The following is a 20,480-nucleotide window of genomic DNA, read 5'->3' on the forward strand; positions in this document are numbered from 1 at the left end:
CGCTCACATCCGTGCCGGTGTGGGGATACTCACAGCATGTCTGCCGCATACGCGACCTTCGACCTGGCACCGGCGATCCGCGCCGGCGGTGTGCTCGCCGACGGCGGCTACCAGGTCCACCGCGACTTCGTGGACTTCGTCGTGGACGGCCGTCCGCTGCTGTTCCGGCTCTCCGACCTGGACGCCGTCTCCCCGCTCGCCTCGGACATCCCGCCCGCCATCTTCACCGCGCAGGTGCGCGCACTGCTCCTGGAGGCCGAACCGCCGCTTCCCGAAGGCCGGTTCGTCATCTACGGCTGTCCCGAGTGCGCGGACCTGGGCTGCGGGGCGGTCACCGCCGTCATCGAGCGCGACGGCGAGGACTACATCTGGCGGGACTTCGCCTGGCAGACGGACGAGCACGCCGACCTCGAGCTCAACGGTTACCACGGCATAGGGCCGTTCCGCTTCCAGGGCGCCGAGTACCGCGCCGCACTCGGCGCCCTGATGGAGCGCTCCGCCGCGCCCCGTCGGCGCGTGCTGCTGATCGGCGCCCGGGTCGCGGTCCTGGCCAAGCTTGCCGCCGCGCTGCGCACGATCGGCATCGGCGCCGACATCACCCAGGACGCACGGGCCGTCCCCGCCGAGGAACTGCGCGATTACGGCGCGGTCGCCTTCGGCCGCGCGGTCGGAGAGGCCGACCGGGCCGCCGTACTGGAGGCCTTCGAGCGCGCCGGGGTCGACATCGCCCGGGTGGACGGCCTTGCCCCGATCGTGCCGCTGCTGGTCGCCCAGATCGAGCACGCCCTCGACCGCAGCCCGCTCCCGCAGCGCCGGCTCGTGGGGCTGGCCGCCGCCGGCAGCACCGCGGACGTCGAGGTGACCTCGGCATGCCAGGTACGGATCACCGCCTACCGCCTCGACCGGCTCTACCGCACCCACACCCGCGACGTGTTCGACGGCGTCCTGGAACCCGGCCGGCACCGCGTCCCACTGGACCCGAAGGCGGTCAAGGGGGAGGCGTACCTCGTCGCCCGCACGACGGGGGGCGTGCTCGCGGCGCCGGTCACCGGGGGCAGGCGGGGGTGAGGCGCGGGGCGGGCCCACCGGAAGCCGGGCTGAGACAGGGGTGCCGGGCCCATTAGGATCGGCTTCCTGATGACTGCCACCCTCGTCGCCAAGAACCTCGCCGCCGGGCACGGCGACCGTTCCCTCTTCTCCGGGCTGGACCTCGTCGTCGCGCCCGGCGACGTGATCGGTCTCGTCGGTGCCAACGGCGCGGGCAAGTCCACCCTGCTGAAACTGCTCGCCGGACTCACCGCGCCCGAAGAAGGCGAGCTGCGGCTGTCCCCGCCGACCGCGATCGTCGGTCATCTGCCGCAGGAGCCGGAGCGCAGGCCGGGCGAGACCGTCCGGGAGTTCCTGGCCCGTCGTACGGGTGTCGCCGAGGCCCAGCGCGTCATGGACGAGGCCACTCAGGCACTCGTGGACGGGGCACCCGGCGCCGACGACGCCTATGCGACCGCGCTGGAGCGCTGGCTCGGCCTCGGCGGCGCCGACCTGGAGGAGCGCGCGGAGGAGATCGCCGACTCGCTCGGTCTCGCCGTGGACCTGGACCAGCCGATGACCGCGCTGTCCGGCGGCCAGGCGGCCCGCGCCGGGCTCGCCTCGCTGCTGCTGTCCCGCTACGACGTCTTCCTCCTGGACGAGCCCACCAACGACCTCGACCTCGACGGCCTGGAGCGCCTGGAGCGCTTCGTCACCGGCCTGCGCGCCGGCACGGTCGTCGTCAGCCACGACCGCGAGTTCCTCACCCGCACGGTCACCAAGGTCCTGGAACTGGACCTGGCGCAGCGGCAGATCAACCTCTACGGCGGTGGCTACGCGGGCTATCTGGAGGAGCGCGAGGTGGCCCGGCGGCACGCGCGCGAGGACTACGAGGAGTTCGCCGACAAGAAGGCCGCCCTCCAGGACCGCGCGCAGATGCAGCGGGCCTGGATGGACAAGGGCGTGAAGAACGCCCGGCGCAAGGCAGGCAACGACAATGACAAGATCGGCCGCAAGTTCCGCAGCGAGGCCAGCGAGAAGCAGGCGGCCAAGGCGCGGCAGACCCAGCGCATGATCGAGCGCCTGGATGTGGTGGAGGAGCCGCGCAAGGAGTGGGAGCTGCGCATGGAGATCGCCGCCGCCCCGCGCTCCGGAGCGGTCGTGGCGAGCCTGCGGGACGCCGAGGTCCGGCGCGGCGACTTCACCTTCGGCCCGGTGTCCCTGCAGATCGACTGGGCGGACCGGGTCGCGGTCACCGGGGCCAACGGCGCCGGCAAGTCCACCCTGCTGGGCGCGCTGCTCGGCCGTGTCCCGCTCGACTCGGGGCACGCGGCGCTCGGCTCGGGCGTCCTGGTCGGCGAGGTCGACCAGGCCCGGGGGCTCTTCCACGGCCCCGAGTCCCTGCTGGACGCGTTCTGCGCGGCCGTCCCCGACACCGAGCCGGTCGAGGTCCGCACCCTGCTCGCCAAGTTCGGCCTGAAGTCCGACCACGTCCTGCGCCCGGCCGCGACCCTCTCCCCGGGCGAACGCACCCGCGCCGCCCTCGCGTTGCTCCAGGGCCGGGGAGTGAACCTCCTCGTCCTGGACGAGCCGACGAACCATCTCGACCTGCCCGCCATCGAACAGCTGGAGTCCGCCCTCGACTCCTACGAGGGTACTTTGCTGCTGGTCACCCACGACCGGCGCATGCTGGACGCGGTCCGGGTGACCCGCCGCCTGGAGGTGGCGGCGGGGAAGGTGACGGAGCGTTAGGGCCCGCCGGTTCAGCCCGTGGTGACGTCGACGTAGTCGCCGGAGGCCTTGGCCGGCCCCGTCGTGCCGGTCCCGGCGAAGCTCCAGCGCCAGTAGCCGTCCGCGGTGGCCGTCGCCGTGGTCTTGAGGACGCCGTCGGTGCCACTGGTCACCGTCTTCACGGTGGTGTACGTCGTGGCGCCGGCCTTCCGGAACTGCAGCTTCACCGACTGGCCCGCGTACCCGCTGTAGGTGCCGCCCTTGCCCCAGTTGGCGCGGGTCAGCGCGCCCTTGACGGTGACCGTGGCTCCCGCGGCCACCGGCTCGGGAGAGGCGTCGACGGTCAGCTTGGCGGCACGCTTCATCAGGAAGGTGCCCGCGTTCTCCGTGTCGACGTAGTCGAAGTCGTTGGCGTCCACGGACGTCCAGATGTGCCAGGTACCGGCGTTGGCGTTGATGAGCATCGCGTTCGGGTCGATGGTGATGCTGGCGGTGCAGGTGGAGGTGGTGCTGCTTCCGGCGACCGGGGTGCAGGTCAGCGGAGTGTCGGAACCGGGGCCGGCGGAGCCGTCGGGATTGTCGAACGAGCCGTGGTAGAGGAAGCCGTAGGCGTCCTTGATCCCGGAGTCGTCGCTCGCGCTGATGCTGAGCGTGACCGTCTTCTTCGTCATCGCGCCCAGCACGACCGGCTCGCCGCCGTTGACGACGGCCAGGAGGACCTGGGTGTCTCCGTCGCCGGAGTCGGCCCGGGCGGCCGTCACGGTGAGGGCCGACAGTGCCAGCGCGCCCGACAGGGCCGCGACGGCGGAACGTCTGAACATGTGTCCCCATAAGGATGAGTTTTCGCCCGGAAACAGGGCAGAAGTCGAAACCGATCGAATAGTAGTGATCCGACCGTTCGCGCAACAGACGTTTCCGTCAAGCCTTTTCGGCCGCCCGCTGCACCCGCTCCCGGTGCGCCGCCCAAGCGGCTCGGTCCCCGGGTGCCATGTTGGTGCCGTCCGGTCGCTGCCCCGTCGCCCCGTCGATCAACTCCCGGACGATGTCGGCGTGTCCGGCGTGCCGCTGGGTCTCGGCGATCATGTGGGTGAGGCTGTGGTGCAGCGTCACCTCCCTGCCCTCGTCCCCGGGGATCCGGCCGACCGCGTCCAGGGGCAGTGAGGCGACGGTCTCGTCGGAGTGCGCGCAGGCCGCGCGGTACCGGCCGACGATGTCCTGGCGGCTCTCGTCCGGCCGGGCCCACAGGTCGGCGTTGGGTTCCGCGTCCCCGGTGCACCACAGGGCCGCTCCGTCGAAGGGCCGCCCGTAGGTCGCGCCGAAGTAGAGGGCTTCGGCGCCGGTGAGGTGCTTGACCAGCCCCAGCAGATTGGTCCCCGTCGGGGTCAGGGGGCGCCGGACGTCGTACTCGGACAGGCCCTCCAGCTTCCACAGGAGGACGTCGCGGGCGTCCTGGAGATACACCTGGAGGTCGTGCTTGGGGTCCGTGACGGTCATGGGGTGAGTCTGGCAACCAGGTGATCTCCGGGCACCCGGTTTTGCGGGTCCGGGCCGGACGATCGACTCGCCCGGCCCGGACCCCACCCGTCAGCGCTTCTTCGGATCCACCAGACCGGCCCGCCGCAACGCGTCGGCCATGGCGCTGTTGGCGGGCGGCGGGGCCTGGCGGCCGCCCCGGTCGCCACCGCGGTCGCCACCACGGCCCTCGCGCCGGCCCTGGCCGCCGCCCTGCCGCTGCTGGGGCGGCCGGGCGCCGCCGCCGCGCTGCTGCCGGCCGCCGCCCTGCCCCTGCGGCGCGGCCTCGTCGTCCAGGCGCAGGGTCAGCGCGATCCGCTTGCGCGGGATGTCCACGTCGAGGACCTTCACCTTGACGATGTCACCCGGCTTGGCGACGTCGCGCGGGTCCTTGACGAACGTCTTGGACATGGCCGACACATGCACCAGGCCGTCCTGGTGGACGCCGACGTCCACGAACGCGCCGAACGCGGCCACGTTCGTCACCACGCCCTCCAGGATCATCCCGGCGGACAGGTCGGAGATCTTCTCCACGCCCTCCTTGAAGGTCGCCGTCCTGAAGGCGGGACGCGGGTCGCGGCCCGGCTTCTCCAACTCCTTCAGGATGTCCGTCACGGTCGGCAGACCGAACGTGTCGTCCACGAACTCGGTGGGCTTCAGCGAGCGCAGCACACCGGTGTTGCCGATGAGGGAGGCGACCTCCTGGCCGCTGGTCTTCACCATGCGGCGGACCACCGGGTAGGCCTCGGGGTGCACGCTGGACGCGTCCAGCGGGTCGTCGCCGCCGCGGATGCGCAGGAAGCCCGCGCACTGCTCGTACGCCTTCGGGCCGAGCCGCGCCACCTTCTTCAGCTCGGAGCGGGACTTGAACGGGCCGTTGGCGTCCCGGTGCGCCACGATGTTCTCGGCGAGACCGGAGGAGATGCCCGACACCCGCGACAGGAGCGGCACGGACGCGGTGTTGACGTCCACGCCGACGCCGTTCACACAGTCCTCCACGACCGCGTCCAGCGAGCGGGACAGCTTCACCTCGGACAGGTCGTGCTGGTACTGGCCGACGCCGATGGACTTCGGATCGATCTTCACCAGCTCGGCCAGCGGGTCCTGCAGCCGCCGGGCGATGGACACCGCGCCGCGCAGCGACACGTCCATGCCCGGCAGCTCCTGCGAGGCGTACTGCGAGGCCGAGTACACCGACGCCCCCGCCTCCGACACCATCACCTTGGTGAGCTTCAACTCCGGGTGCTTGGCGATCAGTTCACCGGCGAGCTTGTCGGTCTCCCGGGAGGCCGTGCCGTTGCCGATCGCGATCAGCTCGACCGCGTGCTCCTTCGCGAGCCGGGCCAGCTTGGCGAGGGCCTCGTCCCACTTGTTGGCCGGGACGTGCGGATAGATCACGTCCGTGGCGACGACCTTGCCGGTGGCGTCGACCACGGCGACCTTCACGCCCGTACGGAAACCGGGGTCCAGGCCCAGCGTCGCGCGGGTGCCGGCCGGGGCGGCCAGCAGCAGGTCGCGCAGGTTGGCGGCGAAGACGTCGACCGCCTCGTCCTCGGCGGCCGTCCGCAGTCGCAGCCGCAGGTCGATACCGAGGTGGACGAGGATGCGGGTGCGCCAGGCCCAGCGGACCGTGTCCGTCAGCCACTTGTCGGCGGGCCGGCCCCGGTCGGCGATCCCGAACCGGTTCGCGACGATGCCCTCGTACGAGGAGGGACCCTCCGTGGGCTCCTCCGGCTCCAGGACGAGGTCCAGGACCTCCTCCTTCTCGCCGCGCAGCATCGCGAGGATCCGGTGGGAGGGCAGCTCGGTGAACGGCTCGGCGAAGTCGAAGTAGTCGGCGAACTTGGCGCCGGCCTCCTCCTTGCCCTCCCGTACCTTCGCGGCCAGCCGCCCGCGCACCCACATGCGCTCGCGCAGCTCGCCGATCAGGTCGGCGTCCTCCGAGAACCGCTCGGTGAGGATCGCCCGCGCGCCCTCCAGGGCGGCCTGCGGGTCGGCGACACCCTTGTCGGCGTCCACGAACGCGGCCGCGGCGGCGAGGGGCTCGACGGACGGGTCGCCGAGCAGGCCCTCCGCCAGCGGCTCCAGGCCCGCCTCGCGCGCGATCTGCGCCTTGGTGCGCCGCTTGGGCTTGTACGGGAGGTAGATGTCCTCCAGGCGGGCCTTGGTCTCGGCGCCGCGGATGCGGGCCTCCAGCTCGTCGGTGAGCTTGCCCTGCTCGCGCACCGACTCCAGGATCGCGGTCCGCCGCTCCTCCAGCTCCCGCAGATAGCGCAGCCGCTCCTCGAGCGTGCGCAGCTGCGCGTCGTCGAGCATCTCGGTCGCTTCCTTGCGGTAGCGGGCGATGAAGGGCACCGTCGAACCGCCGTCGAGCAGTTCCACCGCGGCCTTCACCTGCCGCTCCCGTACGCCGAGCTCCTCGGCGATCCTGCCTTCGATGGATCCTGCTTCGATGGACCCGGGTGTCGTCACGATCCCGTACCGCCTTCTCCACTGAGGTTGCGCGGCAATTGTGGCAGGTGACACCGACAACCGGGGATCAGGGCGACATCCCGGCGGGCCGCCGGCCCGTTTCTCAGGCCCGGCGCCCGCCCGCGCCGGCCGAGGCCCCGCCGAACAGCCGGGCCACGGCCCTGAACGGCAGCGTGACCACGGTGGCGACGGCCCCGCCGACCTGGCGCAGTACGTCTGCGATGGCAGCGAACACGAAAATCTCCTCCCGTCGGCCGGCTGGGGTCGGGTGCCTCGCCGCACGGCTCTCATCCCCGCCGTGGCAGAAAAGGTGGGAAACGCGTCATTGTGGCCACGCTCCCCGGGGCGAAGAATCGGGGGCATGGCCCAGCGAACCGTTCTCTTCGTCCTCTTCGACGGCGTCCAGAGCCTCGACGTCACCGGGCCGCTCGAGGTGTTCGCGGGCGCCGAGCAGCACACGCCGGGCACGTACCGGATCCGTACGGCCTCCCTGGACGGCGGCCCGGTGCGCACGTCCAGCGGCCTGACCCTCGTACCGGACGAGGCGCTCACCGCCGCCGCCGACCCGCACACCCTGCTGGTGCCCGGCGGCGAGGGCACGCGCCACCCCGACCCCCGGCTGGTCGACTGGCTGGGCGCCCGCGGACCGCGTGTCCCGCGCCTGGTCTCGGTGTGCACGGGCGCCGTCCTGCTGGCCGCCGCCCATCTCCTGGACGGCCGCCGGGCGACGACCCACTGGGCCTACTGCGACAGGCTCGCCCGTGACCACCCGGCCGTCGTCGTGGACCCGGAGCCCATCTTCGTCCGGGACGGGCACGTCGCCACCTCGGCCGGGGTGACCTCCGGCATCGACCTGGCCCTCGCCCTGGTCGAGGAGGACCTGGACCGGGACGTCGCGCTCGCCGTCGCCCGGCACCTGGTGGTCTTCCTGCGCCGGCCCGGCAACCAGGCGCAGTTCAGCGCACAGCTCGCCGCGCAGACCGCGCAGCGCGCACCGCTGCGGGAGGTGCAGCGCTGGATCACCGAGCATCCGGCGGGTGACCTGACGGTCGAGGCGCTCGCCGCCCGCGCCCGCCTTTCACCGCGCCACTTCGCGCGCGCCTTCCGCGAGGAGACCGGCATGACCCCCGGCCGCTACGTCGACCGGGTCCGGCTGGAACACGCCCGCCGTCTGCTGGAGGACACGCCCGACAACATCGAGGAGGTCGCCCGCGCCAGCGGCTACGGCACCCCCGAGGCCATGCGCCGCGCCTTCGTCAAGGCCCTCGGCACGGCCCCCGCCGAGTACCGCCGCCGCTTCCGCCCGGCCACGGCCCACTGAGCCCGCCATCGCCGACGGCCGCTCACGACCGGTGTCCTCCCGCGGAACCGACCACTGACGCACGCCGACGACAGCGATCGCCCACAGACCCCGGCCACTGACGGACGACAGCGATCGCCCACTGACCCCGGCCACCGAGGAACCGCGGCCCGCCCGCAACGCCGCTTCGACCACCGAAGGGACACACCATGCAGATCGCCATGCTCGTGTACGACCGTTTCACCGCCCTGGACGTCGTGGGCCCCTACGAGATCCTCAGCCGGCTCCCCGACGCGCGGGTCGACTTCGTCGCCGAGCAGGCCGGACCCGTCCGTACCGACACCGGCTTCCTCGCCCTCACGGCGGACAAGGCCCTCGACGAGGTGCCCCGCCCCGACATCGTCGTCGTGTCCGGCGGCCCCGGCACCATGGACCAGCTGAAGAACCCGGCCCTGCTGGACTGGCTGCGCGCCGCCGACGCGACGACCACCTGGACGACCTCGGTCTGCTCCGGCTCGCTGCTGCTCGCCGCCGCCGGACTGCTCCAGGGCCGCCGGGCCACCAGCCACTGGGTCGCCCTGGACCTGCTGAAGGAGTTCGGCGCCGAACCGACGGGCGAGCGGGTCGTGACCGACGGCAAGTACGTCACCGCCGCCGGGGTCTCCTCCGGCATCGACATGGCCCTGACCCTGTCCGGCCGGATCGCGGGCGACGAACACGCCCAGGCCGTCCAGCTGCTGACGGAGTACGACCCCCAGCCGCCGTATGACGCGGGTTCCCCGCAGAAGGCGCCCGCGCACCTGGTCGAGGAGTTCCGCGCGGGCAGCCGGTTCAGCCTGACGTAGCCACGCTCCAGGTGAAGCGCGGCTGTCGGCGCTCCAGGAACGCGGCGACCCCTTCCGCGGTGTCGGGGTTGCCGCGGGCCGCCCGCGCCCAGTGGGCGTCCCGGTCGGTACGGCCGCTCGTGAACTCCTTCGCGGCGGCCTGGGTGAGCTGCGAGCGGGAGACCAGGACCCGGGCCAACTCCGCGACCCGCTTGCCCAGTTCGCCCTCCGGCAGCACCTCGTCCACCAGCCCGGTGGTCAGCGCCCGGCCGGTGTCGATCAACTCGGCCGTGAACAACAGGTACTTGGCGGTGGCCGGACCCACCAGCGAGACCAGGCGGCGGGTCGAGGAGGCCGGGTACACGATGCCGAGCCGCGCGGGAGTCACCCCGAACAGCGCGCCCTCCTCCGCCAGGCGGAGATCGCAGGCCGCGGCGAGCTGTGCCCCGCCGCCCACACAGTGCCCGCGCACGGCGGCCACGGTCGGCTTGGGGAACGCGGCGAGCGCCTCCTCGGCGGCCACGGCGAGCCGCTGTGCCTCTTCCGGGGAGCCCTGGAGCGTGCTGATGTCCGCGCCCGCGCAGAAGGTCCCGCCCTCGCCCGTGAGCACCAGCGCCCGTACGCCGCGGTCGCGCGCCAACTCGTCCAGCAGCGGCGGCAGGGCCCGCCACATCGCGGCGGTCATGGCGTTGCGCTTGGCCGGGTTGCCGATGACGACGGTGGCGACAGCGCCATCGATGCGGTGTGACAGCTGGGGCTCCATGCGCGGATCGTATCGGGGGGTCCGACCGGCACGGAGGGTGCGGGTCGGCCGAGGCATGCGTTACTGAACCCGCCCAATGGGGACAAAGAGGTAGGGGGTGGTGTACGGCGTGGACCGAGGAGGCGGCGAATGGCCAGGGCCGGCACACGCAGAGACAGTGCGACGAAACTCCACCGCGGCTTCAGCTGGCTCACCGCACTCGGCGTGCTCCTCGTGCTCGCCGGTGTCGTCGGGCTCGTCTACACCGCGGCCGCCACGCTCACCTCGATGCTGCTGTTCGGCTGGCTGCTGCTGATCGGCGGGATCGTCGGCCTGCTGCACGCGGTCCAGGCCCGCGGCACCAGCTTCTTCTGGCTCGGTGGCGTCGTCGCCGCCCTGAACATCGCGGCCGGCGTCGTCGTCATCCGCCTGCCGCACGCCACGGCCGCCGCGCTCACCATGTTCGCCGCGCTGCTGTTCCTCTCCGCGGGCTTCTTCCGGCTGGTCGGCGGCCTGGTCGTGCGCGGACCGCAGCTGGGCTGGACGCTCCTGCTCGGCGCCTTCGACCTGTTGCTCGGGATCCTGGTCCTCGGTTCCTGGCCGAGCAGCAGCCAGTACGTCATCGGCGCCTTCTTCTCGCTCGCCCTGCTCTTCGACGGCCTCGGCCTCGTGGCCACCGGCTACGGTGGGCGCCGTATCGTCGGTCTCGTCTCGGAACAGGGGGAGGCCGAACCCCTACGACCCGACTAGTTCGCGAACCGGCGTCCGGGCGACAGGAACAGTCCCACACGTGACCGTGTCATACGCACTCGGTCAGAAACCGTTCGATACCCGCTGACTTGTGTTCAGTCCTGCGGACCGGAGCGGATCGTTACCAACACTCGACGTGTGGTGACAATCGAGCGTGAGGGTGGCGACCGGACGATGGACAACCACGGGCGCGGGGACGGGCCGCGCCCAGCGTGGGGCGCCGAGCGGCCGCCCGATCCACTGCCGTACGAAGGCGTCTGGCGGTTCACCGCCGCCGCGGTGGACGCCTCGGTCCCGCAGGCCCGGCACGCCGTACGGGACCTGCTGCTGCGCCAGGGCGTGCCGGTCTCCGACGAGCTGGTGTACGGCCTGCTGCTGATCGTCTCCGAGCTGGTCACCAACGCGGTACGGCACGCGGCGCTGCTGTCGCCGATGCTGGCCGTGGAGGTCGCCGTCGGGGCCGAGTGGGTGCGGGTGTCCGTTGAGGACAACCACCCCTACCGCCCGACCGCCCTGGAGGCCGACCACGGGCAGACCGGTGGCCGGGGCCTGCTGCTGGTCCGCGAGGTGGCGCGGGAGGCCGGCGGGACGGTCGACGTGGAGCACACCGCGAGCGGCGGCAAGGTCATCTGGGCCGCCCTCCCGCTCAAGCCCGCGGCGCTGCCGTAGAACCGCCTCAACGACACAGTCCCACGAGACGGCCGGGGCCGACGAGGCCGCCGAACGGGAGCGCCGCGCGAGAGTGCGTGGCCCCGACCCCGACGAGACTTTCGTTGCGCTGCAGGCTCGCGAGGTTGCCGTGGCCCGCGCCGGCCCGCGCTGGCCGGCGAGACCGCGCGGCTCAGCAGGCGGGCGAGACTGTCGGAGCGCTGCAGGCCCGGAGACTGCCGTCGCACTCCAGGCCCCGGGAGGCTGCCGTGGCCCCGCGCCGGTAGGCGAGACTGCTGAACTGCAGGCCCGCTGGCGCGGTCGTGGCGCTGCATGCCGCTGACGCTGTCGCTGCGAGGCGGGGAGACCGCGCGGCGCCGCAGGGTGGCGAGACTGTCGGAGTGCTGGAGGCCCGGTGACTGCCGTCGTATTACAGGCTCGCGGGGCTGCTGTGGCCCCGCGCCGGTAGGCGAGACTGCTGAACTGCAGGCCCGCTGGCGCGGTCGTGGCGCTGCATGCCGCTGACGCTGTCGTATCGCTGCGAGGCGGGGAGACCGCGCGGCGCCGCAGGGTGGCGAGACTGTCGGAGTGCTGGAGGCCCGGTGACTGCCGTCGTATTACAGGCTCGCGGGGCTGCCGTGGCCCCGCGCCGGTAGGCGAGACTGCTGAACTGCAGGCCCGTCGGCGCCGTCGTAGCGCTCCGGGCCCGTTGACGCCGACGTGTGCCGCGGGCCCGCGAGACTGGCGTGGCGCCCGCCGGTTGGCGGGGAACTGCTGAACTCCAGGCCCGCCGACGCCGTCCCAGTTGAACACCCGCCTACGCCGTCCCAGTGCCGAAGACCCGCCGGCGCCGTCGTAGTGCCGCATACCCGCCTACGGCGGCGTGGCGCCGCAGGTGTGGTCACCAGCCTGTGGACTGTCCCGTCAGTTCCCTGATTGCCGGGCGGGCCGCGTCGAGGACGGTCATGAACCAGGCCGAGAAGGGGTCGCGGGCGTGCCGGTCGGCGAGTTCGGTGGCCGTGACGAAGGCGGTCTGGGCGACCTCTTCCGGGTCCGGCGCGAGCGGTGCCTGTACCAGGCCGACGAACAGGTGGTTGTACTCCTGCTCGACCAGGCCCGAGGCCGGGTCCGGGTGGTTGTAGCGGACCGTACCCGCCTCGGCCAGCAGTGACGGGGACACGCCGAGCTCCTCGAACGTGCGCCGGGCCGCGGCGGAGAACGGAGCCTCGCCCGGGTACGGGTGGCCGCAGCAGGTGTTGGACCACACACCGGGGGAGTGGTACTTGCCGAGCGCCCGCTGCTGGAGCAGCAGCCGGCCCTGCTCGTCGAAGAGGAACACCGAGAACGCGCGGTGCAGCTGTCCCGGCGGCTGGTGGGCGGCGAGCTTCTCCGCCGTGCCGATCGTCACACCCTTCTCGTCGACCAGTTCCAGCAAAATCGCCTCCGCGGTGCCATTCGACGAGCTGTGCGTCGCGGTGGCAGGTGTGATCGGCATACCCATCCTTCGCCTCGGTCTTCGCACCCCAAGTCTGCCGTACGAATCCGGCACTCCCGGCACTTCCCCACACGTCCGCGCGCGGCGCGCCGGGAAGGCGGACCTAGATCATCGTGCCCGGTCAGGAGATCACGGAACCGTCCGGGTCGGGTGTCGAACGCGTGTGCGGCCCCGTCAGTGGCACAGCCGCGCCTCGTGCTCCGCGTGCCCGCTCGGCTCCAGCTGGAAGGTGCAGTGCGCCACGTCGAAGTGGTCGCCGAGGCAGCCCTGCAGCTCGTGGAGCAGCTTCTCGTGGCCGATGGCGCTGAGCACCTCCGAGCTGACCACCACATGCGCCGACAGGACCGGCATCCCGGAGGTGATCGTCCATGCGTGCAGGTCGTGTACGTCCTCCACGCCGTCCAGCGCCAGGATGTGCGCCCGCACCTCGGCCATGTCGACGTTCTTCGGGGCCGCCTCCAGCAGCACGTCCAGCGTCTCGCGCAGCAGCTTCAGCGTCCTCGGCACGATCATCACACCGATGACCAGCGAGGCGACGGGGTCGGCGCCCTGCCAGCCGGTGGTCAGGATCACCGCCGCCGAGACCAGCACCGCGAACGAGCCCAGCGCGTCGGCGGCGACCTCCAGGAAGGCGCCGCGCACGTTCAGGCTCTCCTTCTGCCCGCGCATCAGCAGGGTCAGCGAGACCGAGTTCGCCACCAGGCCGATCAGACCGAACACGATCATCAGGCCGCCGCGGGTCTCCGCGGGCGTCACGAACCGCTCGATCGCCTCGTACAGGACATAGCCGCCGACCCCGAGCAGCAGCACGCAGTTGGCCAGGGCGGCGAGGATCTCGGCGCGGGCGTAACCGAAGGTGCGGTTGGTGCTCGGCGGGCGGTTGGCGAAGTGGATCGCGAGCAGGGCCATGACGAGGCCCACCGCGTCGGTCGCCATGTGCGCCGCGTCCGCGATCAGCGCCAGAGAGTCCGCGGCCAGGCCACCGACGATCTCCACCACCATGATCGTGAGCGTGATGCCCAGCGCGATCCGCAGCCGACCCTGGTACGCCGCCGCGGCCGTGCCCGTGGGCGGCGCATGGCTGTGTGCGTGCCCGTGGTCGTGCCCTGCCCCCATGACATCCGCCCTTCCCTATCCGTCCGGCAGGGCCAGTGAACTACGGGTGGGGGGTATGGGGCAACGCGGCATTGAACACCGTTGTCATGTGCCCTGACCTGCGGAAACGTTACGCAGGTCAGGGTGGGTGCGGCACGACTCCGGCTCGGCCCGGTGGGTCGGCCCCCGCTCGGCCCGGCTGCTCAGCGCCCGTGGTGCAGCTGCCAGCCCCGCCAGGCCGACTCCACCATCTCGCGCACCCCGCGCCCGGCCCGCCAGCCCAACTGCTCGGCGGCCCGCTCGGCCGAGGCGACCGCGCGTGGTGCGTCCCCCGGCCGGCGCGCCTCCACCAGCGGCTCCCGGCGGTCGCCGGTGACCTCCCCGATGACCGTGATCAGCTCGCGCACCGAGACGCCCTCGCCCCGCCCGATGTTCAGCGTCAGATCGCCGGACAGAGAACCGTCGGCGAGCCGGCGCGCCGCGGCGAGGTGGGCCTCGGCGAGGTCGGACACATGGATGTAGTCCCGGATGCAGGTGCCGTCCGGCGTCGGATAGTCGTCACCGAAGATCCGCGGGGCCTCGTCGCGGGTGAGCCGGTCGAAGACCATCGGCACGATGTTGAACACACCGGTGTCGGCGAGTTCCGGCGCCGCCGCGCCCGCCACGTTGAAATAGCGCAGGCACACGGTGGAGATTCCGTGCGCCTTTCCGGCCGCCCGTACCAGCCACTCACCGGCCAGCTTGGTCTCGCCGTAGGGGTTCACCGGCGCGCACGGGGTGTCCTCGGTGATCAGGTCCACGTCCGGGTTGCCGTACACCGCCGCCGACGAGGAGAAGACCAGCCGGCGGATTCCCGCCCCGGCGATGGCGTCCAGGAGCGTGGCCAGACCGCCGACGTTCTCCCGGTAGTAGCGGGTGGGCTGCGCCACCGACTCGGCGACCTGCTTGCGTGCCGCGAGATGGACGACGCCGGTCACGCCGTACACCTGGAAGACCCGCTGCAGCCGGTCCCCGTCCAGCGTCGACCCCTCGACCAGCCGGACGTCCGAGGGCAGTCGCGCGGGCACCGCCGCCGACAGGTCGTCCAGCGCCACGACCTTCTCCCCGGCGCCGGTCATGGCCCGTGCCACATGCGCCCCGATGTATCCGGCTCCGCCGGTGATCAGCCATGTCATGGTTGTTCACCCTATGCGGGGCAGAGCTCGGCGGGCGATGTCGTGTGCCGGGTGCGGGTCGGGTGTGGCCGGCCGCGCCACGCGGCGGTAGCTGCATATCGTTTCAGACCCAGGCCCCTTCGGGGCGCTTCGCCCGGTTCTGGGCCGCCGGTTTTGTGGCCGGGCCCCGGATCACCGATGATGATCGCGGCAAAAGCCGGGGCAGCCCCCGTGGGCCGGGCCGTGAACGGCCGGTGAACAAGGGCCCGCGCCCATCGGATAGCCTCTGCCGACATGCCGCCCGGGTGCCGTCGGCAGGGCGCGCCCCACCACGCACGAGACCGGCGCCACCGCGCCTGCACCCAGGGAGTGAGTTCGGTTGTCGACCGCCATCGTCACCGGTCAGCCGGTCCCCGGATCGTCGCTCGAGAACGATCTGCGGGCGCTCGGCTTCGACGTCCGGTTGGCGGCGGACGCGGCCGAGGCCGAGACCCTGCTCGCCGCCGCGTCCGCCGGCGACCGCGTGGCCCTGGTCGATGCCGGTTTCGTCGGCCACCAGCACGCCCTCCGCCTCGGCCTGACCGACCCGCGCTTCCCGCTTTCCGCGGTATCAGGTGCCGTCACCGCACAGCCGGAAGCCCGGCAGGCGCTGACCCGGGCCGTGGCCCGCGAGACCCCCACCGGCGGCGGGACCGCGCTCGCGGTGGACAGCCTCGCCGAACGCGTCGTCACCGCACTCGACGCCGACGGCTGCGAGGTGCACAAGCCGGAGCTGGGCAGCCTGGTCGCCGCGGTCCCCGCCGACCCGCAGGCCCGCAACGAGGCGCGGCAGGCCGTCGCCGCCGTCGACGAGGAGGCCGTGCGCCTGAAGTCGGCGGTGAAGTCCCGCGACGGCTTCTTCACCACGTTCTTCATCAGCCCCTACTCGCGCTACCTCGCCCGCTGGTGCGCCCGCCGCGGCCTGACCCCGAACCAGGTCACCACGGCCTCCCTGCTCACCGCCCTGATAGCCGCGGGCTGCGCGGCCACCGGCACCCGCGCAGGCTTCGTCGCGGCCGGTGTGCTGCTGATCGCCTCCTTCGTGCTGGACTGCACCGACGGCCAGCTCGCCCGCTACGCCCTGAAGTACTCCACGCTCGGTGCCTGGCTCGACGCCACCTTCGACCGGGCCAAGGAGTACGCCTACTACGCCGGCCTCGCGCTGGGAGCGGCCCGGGGCGGCGGCCATGACGACGTATGGGCCCTCGCCCTCGGCGCGATGGTCCTGCAGACCTGCCGGCACGTGGTCGACTTCTCCTTCAACGAGGCCAACCACGACGCCACCGCCAACACCAGCCCCACCGCCGCTTTCTCCGACAAGCTCGACAGCGTCGGCTGGACGGTGTGGGTGCGGCGGATGATCGTGCTGCCCATCGGCGAACGCTGGGCGATGATCGCGGTGCTCACCGCGGCCACCACCCCGCGCATCACCTTCTACGCGCTGCTCATCGGCTGTGCCCTCGCGGCGACGTACACCACGGCCGGACGTGTGCTGCGCTCCCTGACCCGCAAGGCCCGGCGCACCGACCGGGCCGCCCGGGCGCTGGCGGACCTCGCCGACCCCGGTCCGCTCGGCGATGCCGTGCGGCGCGTGGCGAAGCGGGGGCTGCCCGGTCTCGCCGTGCCCGCCGTCGCGTTCCTCGGCGGCGCCGCGGTCGTCGCCTGCTCCGCCCTCACCGGCCACGGCTCGCCCCTGCCGGTGATCGGCGCCCTGGTCTACGTCCTCACCTCGGCCCTCGCCGTCGCCCGCCCGCTCAAGGGCGCCCTGGACTGGCTGGTCCCGCCCTTCTTCCGGGCCGCCGAGTACGGCACCGTGCTCGCCCTGGCCGGTAAAGCGGCGGTGAACGGCGCCCTTCCTGCCGCTTTCGGCCTGGTGGCCGCCGTCGCCTACCATCACTACGACACGGTGTACCGCATCCGCGGCAACGCCGGAGCGCCCCCGGCCTGGCTGGTGCGCTCCATCGGGGGGCACGAAGGGCGGACGCTGCTCGTCACCGTCCTGGCCGCACTGCTCACCGCTTCGCAGTTCACGGTCGCGCTCACGGTCCTCGCCGTGGCCGTCGCCCTCGTGGTGCTCGTCGAGAGCATCCGTTTCTGGGTCTCCGCAGGGGCCCCAGCCGTACACGATGAAGGAGAACCCGCATGATCGGCCTCGTGCTGGCAGCCGGCGCCGGACGCCGTCTGCGCCCCTACACCGACACCCTGCCCAAGGCGTTGGTGCCGGTGGGGCCCGCGGGCGTGGAGGGCGAGCCGACCGTGCTGGACCTCACCCTCGCCAACTTCGCCGAGGTCGGCCTGACCGAGGTCGCGATCATCGTCGGCTACCGCAAGGAGGCCGTGTACGAGCGCAAGGCGGCCCTGGAGCAGAAGTACGGCCTGAAGCTCACCCTCATCGACAACGACAAGGCCGAGGAGTGGAACAACGCCTACTCCCTGTGGTGCGGCCGGGACGCCCTCAAGGACGGCGTGATCCTCGCCAACGGCGACACCGTGCACCCGGTCTCCGTCGAGAAGACCCTGCTCGCCGCCCGTGGTGAGGGCAAGAAGATCATCCTCGCGCTGGACACCGTGAAGTCCCTCGCCGACGAGGAGATGAAGGTCGTCGTCGACCCCGGGAAGGGCATGACGAAGATCACCAAGCTGATGGACCCCGCCGAGGCAACCGGCGAGTACATCGGCGTCACGCTCATCGAGGGCGACGCCGCCCTCGAGCTGGCCGACGCGCTGAAGACGGTCTGGGAGACCGACCCGCAGCAGTTCTACGAGCACGGCTACCAGGAGCTGGTCAACCGCGGCTTCCGGATCGACGTGGCGCCGATCGGCGACGTCCAGTGGGTCGAGATCGACAACCACGACGACCTCGCCAAGGGACGGGAGATCTCGTGCCGCTACTGACCCGGCTGATTCCCTCGCCGGTCGTCGTGGACATCCGCCCGGGTGCCCTGGACGACCTGGCCGGCGTCCTCGCCGACGAGCGCATCGCGCAGTCCGGCCGGCTCGCCATCGCCGTCAGCGGCGGCTCCGGCGCCAAGCTGCGCGAGCGCATCGCCCCCTCGCTGCCGGGTGCCTCCTGGTACGAGGTCGGCGGCGGCACCCTCGACGACGCGATCCGGCTGGCCGGCGAGATGAAGTCCGGCCACTACGACGCGGTGGTCGGGCTCGGCGGCGGCAAGATCATCGACTGCGCGAAGTTCGCCTCGGCCCGGGTCGGCCTGCCCCTGGTCGCCGTGCCGACGAACCTCGCGCACGACGGCCTGTGCTCGCCGGTCGCGACGCTCGACAACGACGCCGGGCGCGGTTCCTACGGTGTGCCGAACCCGATCGCGGTCGTCATCGACCTGGACGTGATCCGCGAGGCCCCGGCCCGCTTCGTCCGGGCCGGCATCGGCGACGCGATCTCCAACATCAACGCGGTCGCCGACTGGGAGCTGTCGAACCGGGTCAACGGCGAGAAGATCGACGGTCTCGCCGCGGCCATGGCCCGCCAGGCGGGCGAGGCGGTCCTGCGGCACCCCGGTGGCATCGGCGAGAACGACTTCCTCCAGGTGCTCGCCGAGGCGCTGGTCCTCAGCGGTATCTCGATGTCGATCTCCGGCGACTCCCGGCCGTCCTCCGGCTCCTGCCACGAGATCAACCACGCCTTCGACCTGCTGTTCCCCAAGCGGGCGGCCGCCCACGGCGAGCAGTGCGGCCTGGGCGCGGCCTTCGCGACGTACCTGCGCGGGGCGCACGAGGAGGCGGTCCACACGGCCGAGGTGCTGCGCCGGCACGGGCTGCCCGTGCTGCCGGAGGAGATCGGCTTCACCGTGGACGAGTTCGTGCGCGTGGTGGGGTTCGCCCCGGAGACCCGTCCCGGCCGCTACACGATCCTCGAGCACCTCGACCTCAAGCCGAACCAGATCAAGGACATCTACGCCGACTATGTCAAGGCCATCGGTAGCTGAACTCCGTCCGGTCGTCCACCCCGCGGGGGTGAAGGACCGGCGCAGCGGTGAGCACTGGATGGGACGCCTCTACATGCGCGAGGTGTCCCTGCGGGTCGACCGCTACCTGGTCAACACCAGGGTCACGCCCAACCAGCTCACGTACCTGATGACCGTCTTCGGCGTGCTCGCGGCCCCGGCACTCCTGGTGCCGGGGATCTGGGGCGCCGTGCTCGGCGTGGTGTGCGTCCAGATGTACCTGCTGCTGGACTGCGTCGACGGCGAGATCGCGCGCTGGAAGAAGCAGTACTCGCTGAACGGCGTCTACCTGGACCGGGTCGGCGCCTACCTGACCGACGCCGCCGTGCTCGTCGGATTCGGCCTGCGCGCCGCCGACCTGTGGGGCGGCGGCCGGATCGACTGGCTGTGGGCCTTCCTCGGCACGCTGGCCGCGCTCGGCGCGATTCTCATCAAGGCCGAGACCGACCTGGTCGGCGTGGCCCGCCACCAGGCCGGCAAGCCGCCGGTCAAGGAGGCCGCCGCCGAGATGCGCTCCTCGGGCATGGCGCTGGCCCGCCGGGCCGCCGCCGCCCTGAAGTTCCACCGGCTGGTCCTCGGCATCGAGGCGTCCCTGCTGATCCTGGTCCTGGCGATCGTCGACCAGGTCCGCGGCGATCTGTTCTTCTCCCGGCTGGGTGTCGCGGTGCTGGCCGGCATCGCGCTGCTGCAGACACTGCTGCACCTGGTGTCCATCCTCGCCTCCAGCAGGCTGAAGTGAGCACGGCCATGCGGGTCGGCGCCGTCATCATCACCATGGGCAACCGGCCCGAGGAACTGCGGGCCCTGCTCGACTCGGTCGCCAAGCAGGACGGCGACCGAGTCGAGGTGGTCGTCGTCGGCAACGGCTCGCCGGTCCCGGACGTGCCCGAGGGCGTGCGGACGATCGAGCTGCCGGAGAACCTCGGCATCCCCGGCGGCCGCAACGTCGGCATAGAGGCCTTCGGGCCCAGCGGCCGGGATGTCGACATATTGCTCTTCCTCGACGACGACGGGCTCCTCGCCCGCCACGACACCGCCCAGCTGTGCCGTGAGGCCTTCGAGGCCGATCCGGAGCTCGGCATCGTCAGCTTCCGCATCGCCGACCCGGAGACCGGCGAGACCCAGCGCCGCCATGTGCCCCGGCTGCGCGCCTCCGACCCGATGCGCTCCTCCCGGGTGACCACCTTCCTCGGCGGCGCCAACGCCGTGCGCACCCGGGTGTTCGCCGAGGTCGGCGGCCTGCCGGACGAGTTCTTCTACGCCCACGAGGAGACCGACCTGGCCTGGCGGGCCCTCGACGCCGGCTGGATGATCGACTACCGGTCGGACATGGTGCTGTACCACCCGACGACCGCTCCCTCGCGGCACGCGGTCTACCACCGCATGGTCGCCCGCAACCGCGTCTGGCTGGCCCGCCGCAACCTCCCCGCCCTGCTGGTCCCCGTCTACCTCGGGGTCTGGCTGCTGCTCACCCTGCTGCGCCGGCCCTCCGGACCCGCCCTGAGGGCATGGTTCGGCGGGTTCAAGGAGGGCTGGACCTCTCCGTGCGGTCCGCGCCGCCCGATGCGCTGGCGCACGGTGTGGCGGCTGACCCGGCTGGGCCGGCCTCCGGTTATCTGACCGACCCGGCTGGGCCGGCCTCCGGTTATCTGACCGACCCGGCTGGGCCGTCCCCGGGTGATCTGAGAAGCTTCTCTTACCCGAAGAGACCAAGCTTCTTACCAAGAGAG

19 protein-coding genes are annotated in these 20,480 nt (G+C 72.1%); 11 read left to right on the forward strand and 8 right to left on the reverse strand.

The annotated features are described in order from the left end of the window. Positions 1-36 precede the first annotated feature (36 nt). Both LMU33_RS09760 and LMU33_RS09765 read left to right on the forward strand, forming a co-directional pair. Positions 37-1,068: an oxidoreductase gene (locus tag LMU33_RS09760; protein ID WP_228619217.1), complete on the forward strand. Its 1,032-nt coding sequence runs from the start codon at positions 37-39 to the stop codon at positions 1,066-1,068. Positions 1,069-1,137: 69 nt separating this feature from the next. Then, the gene (locus tag LMU33_RS09765) at positions 1,138-2,778 is read left to right on the forward strand and encodes an ABC-F family ATP-binding cassette domain-containing protein (RefSeq protein WP_228619219.1); all 1,641 of its coding nucleotides are present in this window, start codon (positions 1,138-1,140) and stop codon (positions 2,776-2,778) included. A gap of 11 nt (positions 2,779-2,789) precedes the next feature. Here LMU33_RS09765 and LMU33_RS09770 read toward each other — a convergent pair whose 3' ends face one another. The 4 genes from LMU33_RS09770 to LMU33_RS41360 form a co-directional block, all read right to left on the reverse strand. After that, positions 2,790-3,578 carry a calcium-binding protein gene (locus tag LMU33_RS09770; protein WP_228619220.1) on the reverse strand — a complete coding sequence of 263 codons (789 nt, stop codon included), beginning with the start codon at positions 3,576-3,578 and terminating at the stop codon, positions 2,790-2,792. Between the two features lie 97 nt (positions 3,579-3,675). Next, positions 3,676-4,251, reverse strand: coding sequence for a DinB family protein (locus tag LMU33_RS09775; protein ID WP_228619222.1), 576 nt, complete (start codon positions 4,249-4,251; stop codon positions 3,676-3,678). 90 nt (positions 4,252-4,341) lie between these two features. Continuing rightward, positions 4,342-6,741, reverse strand: coding sequence for a Tex family protein (locus tag LMU33_RS09780; RefSeq protein ID WP_228619224.1), 2,400 nt, complete (start codon positions 6,739-6,741; stop codon positions 4,342-4,344). Positions 6,742-6,844: 103 nt separating this feature from the next. Continuing rightward, positions 6,845-6,976, reverse strand: a complete 132-nt coding sequence (locus LMU33_RS41360) for an LPFR motif small protein (protein ID WP_308280767.1) — start codon at positions 6,974-6,976, stop codon at positions 6,845-6,847. A gap of 126 nt (positions 6,977-7,102) precedes the next feature. Between LMU33_RS41360 and LMU33_RS09785 the strand changes: the two genes are divergently transcribed. Together LMU33_RS09785 and LMU33_RS09790 are read left to right on the forward strand one after the other, a co-directional pair. After that, complete coding sequence (locus LMU33_RS09785; protein ID WP_228619226.1) at positions 7,103-8,062, forward strand: GlxA family transcriptional regulator; 960 nt, start codon at positions 7,103-7,105, stop codon at positions 8,060-8,062. Positions 8,063-8,250: 188 nt separating this feature from the next. Then, a complete protein-coding gene (locus tag LMU33_RS09790; RefSeq protein WP_228619229.1) occupies positions 8,251-8,886 on the forward strand; it encodes a DJ-1/PfpI family protein in 636 nt (211 codons plus the stop codon). Here the strand turns inward: LMU33_RS09790 and LMU33_RS09795 are convergent. Then, positions 8,873-9,628: an enoyl-CoA hydratase/isomerase family protein gene (locus tag LMU33_RS09795; RefSeq protein ID WP_228619230.1), complete on the reverse strand. Its 756-nt coding sequence runs from the start codon at positions 9,626-9,628 to the stop codon at positions 8,873-8,875. The genes LMU33_RS09790 and LMU33_RS09795 overlap by 14 nt on opposite strands. Before the next feature lie 129 nt (positions 9,629-9,757). Here LMU33_RS09795 and LMU33_RS09800 point away from each other — a divergent pair, with 129 nt between their 5' ends. Both LMU33_RS09800 and LMU33_RS09805 read left to right on the forward strand, forming a co-directional pair. Then, positions 9,758-10,357, forward strand: a complete 600-nt coding sequence (locus LMU33_RS09800; RefSeq protein WP_228619232.1) for an HdeD family acid-resistance protein — start codon at positions 9,758-9,760, stop codon at positions 10,355-10,357. A 174-nt stretch (positions 10,358-10,531) separates the two neighbouring features. Further along, positions 10,532-11,026, forward strand: a complete 495-nt coding sequence (locus tag LMU33_RS09805; protein ID WP_228619745.1) for an ATP-binding protein — start codon at positions 10,532-10,534, stop codon at positions 11,024-11,026. Positions 11,027-11,906: 880 nt separating this feature from the next. On the opposite strand, the gene idi is transcribed toward LMU33_RS09805, so the two are convergent. The 3 genes from idi to galE form a co-directional block, all read right to left on the reverse strand. Next, positions 11,907-12,500, reverse strand: a complete 594-nt coding sequence (gene idi / locus LMU33_RS09810; protein WP_228619234.1) for an isopentenyl-diphosphate Delta-isomerase — start codon at positions 12,498-12,500, stop codon at positions 11,907-11,909. Between the two features lie 174 nt (positions 12,501-12,674). Then, positions 12,675-13,616: a cation diffusion facilitator family transporter gene (locus tag LMU33_RS09815; protein WP_228619237.1), complete on the reverse strand. Its 942-nt coding sequence runs from the start codon at positions 13,614-13,616 to the stop codon at positions 12,675-12,677. Between the two features lie 182 nt (positions 13,617-13,798). Continuing rightward, positions 13,799-14,770 (reverse strand): UDP-glucose 4-epimerase GalE, encoded by a 972-nt coding sequence (gene galE, locus LMU33_RS09820; RefSeq protein ID WP_228619239.1) that lies wholly within the window; start codon positions 14,768-14,770, stop codon positions 13,799-13,801. 358 nt (positions 14,771-15,128) lie between these two features. Between galE and LMU33_RS09825 the strand changes: the two genes are divergently transcribed. Genes LMU33_RS09825 through LMU33_RS09845 form a run of 5 tightly spaced genes read left to right on the forward strand, consistent with a single transcriptional unit; the run spans position 15,129 to position 20,370 of the window. Further along, positions 15,129-16,934 carry a DUF5941 domain-containing protein gene (locus LMU33_RS09825; RefSeq protein WP_228619240.1) on the forward strand — a complete coding sequence of 602 codons (1,806 nt, stop codon included), beginning with the start codon at positions 15,129-15,131 and terminating at the stop codon, positions 16,932-16,934. After that, positions 16,931-17,683, forward strand: coding sequence for a phosphocholine cytidylyltransferase family protein (locus LMU33_RS09830; protein ID WP_228619243.1), 753 nt, complete (start codon positions 16,931-16,933; stop codon positions 17,681-17,683). Before LMU33_RS09825 ends, LMU33_RS09830 begins: the two co-directional genes overlap by 4 nt. Further along, complete coding sequence (locus LMU33_RS09835; RefSeq protein ID WP_228619245.1) at positions 17,671-18,732, forward strand: iron-containing alcohol dehydrogenase family protein; 1,062 nt, start codon at positions 17,671-17,673, stop codon at positions 18,730-18,732. Before LMU33_RS09830 ends, LMU33_RS09835 begins: the two co-directional genes overlap by 13 nt. Beyond that, positions 18,710-19,489 carry a CDP-alcohol phosphatidyltransferase family protein gene (locus LMU33_RS09840; RefSeq protein WP_228619246.1) on the forward strand — a complete coding sequence of 260 codons (780 nt, stop codon included), beginning with the start codon at positions 18,710-18,712 and terminating at the stop codon, positions 19,487-19,489. Before LMU33_RS09835 ends, LMU33_RS09840 begins: the two co-directional genes overlap by 23 nt. An 8-nt stretch (positions 19,490-19,497) precedes the next feature. Next, the gene (locus tag LMU33_RS09845) at positions 19,498-20,370 is read left to right on the forward strand and encodes a glycosyltransferase family 2 protein (RefSeq protein WP_249813604.1); all 873 of its coding nucleotides are present in this window, start codon (positions 19,498-19,500) and stop codon (positions 20,368-20,370) included. The last annotated feature ends 110 nt before the right edge of the window (positions 20,371-20,480 follow it).

It is taken from the genome of Streptomyces barringtoniae, from assembly GCF_020819595.1.
In the GTDB taxonomy this organism is placed as follows: Bacteria; Actinomycetota; Actinomycetes; order Streptomycetales; family Streptomycetaceae; genus Streptomyces; species Streptomyces barringtoniae.

Coding starts and splice junctions, on each gene's coding strand:
- LMU33_RS09805 (WP_228619745.1), top strand. CDS start 10,532: ATGGACAACCACGGGCGCGGGGACGGGCCGCGCCCAGCGTGGGGCGCC.
- LMU33_RS09775 (WP_228619222.1), bottom strand. CDS start 4,251: ATGACCGTCACGGACCCCAAGCACGACCTCCAGGTGTATCTCCAGGAC.
- LMU33_RS09795 (WP_228619230.1), bottom strand. CDS start 9,628: ATGGAGCCCCAGCTGTCACACCGCATCGATGGCGCTGTCGCCACCGTC.
- LMU33_RS09760 (WP_228619217.1), top strand. CDS start 37: ATGTCTGCCGCATACGCGACCTTCGACCTGGCACCGGCGATCCGCGCC.
- galE (WP_228619239.1), bottom strand. CDS start 14,770: ATGACATGGCTGATCACCGGCGGAGCCGGATACATCGGGGCGCATGTG.
- LMU33_RS09770 (WP_228619220.1), bottom strand. CDS start 3,578: ATGTTCAGACGTTCCGCCGTCGCGGCCCTGTCGGGCGCGCTGGCACTG.
- idi (WP_228619234.1), bottom strand. CDS start 12,500: ATGCCGATCACACCTGCCACCGCGACGCACAGCTCGTCGAATGGCACC.
- LMU33_RS09845 (WP_249813604.1), top strand. CDS start 19,498: ATGCGGGTCGGCGCCGTCATCATCACCATGGGCAACCGGCCCGAGGAA.
- LMU33_RS09765 (WP_228619219.1), top strand. CDS start 1,138: ATGACTGCCACCCTCGTCGCCAAGAACCTCGCCGCCGGGCACGGCGAC.
- LMU33_RS09785 (WP_228619226.1), top strand. CDS start 7,103: ATGGCCCAGCGAACCGTTCTCTTCGTCCTCTTCGACGGCGTCCAGAGC.
- LMU33_RS09790 (WP_228619229.1), top strand. CDS start 8,251: ATGCAGATCGCCATGCTCGTGTACGACCGTTTCACCGCCCTGGACGTC.
- LMU33_RS09830 (WP_228619243.1), top strand. CDS start 16,931: ATGATCGGCCTCGTGCTGGCAGCCGGCGCCGGACGCCGTCTGCGCCCC.
- LMU33_RS09815 (WP_228619237.1), bottom strand. CDS start 13,616: ATGGGGGCAGGGCACGACCACGGGCACGCACACAGCCATGCGCCGCCC.
- LMU33_RS09840 (WP_228619246.1), top strand. CDS start 18,710: ATGTCAAGGCCATCGGTAGCTGAACTCCGTCCGGTCGTCCACCCCGCG.
- LMU33_RS09800 (WP_228619232.1), top strand. CDS start 9,758: ATGGCCAGGGCCGGCACACGCAGAGACAGTGCGACGAAACTCCACCGC.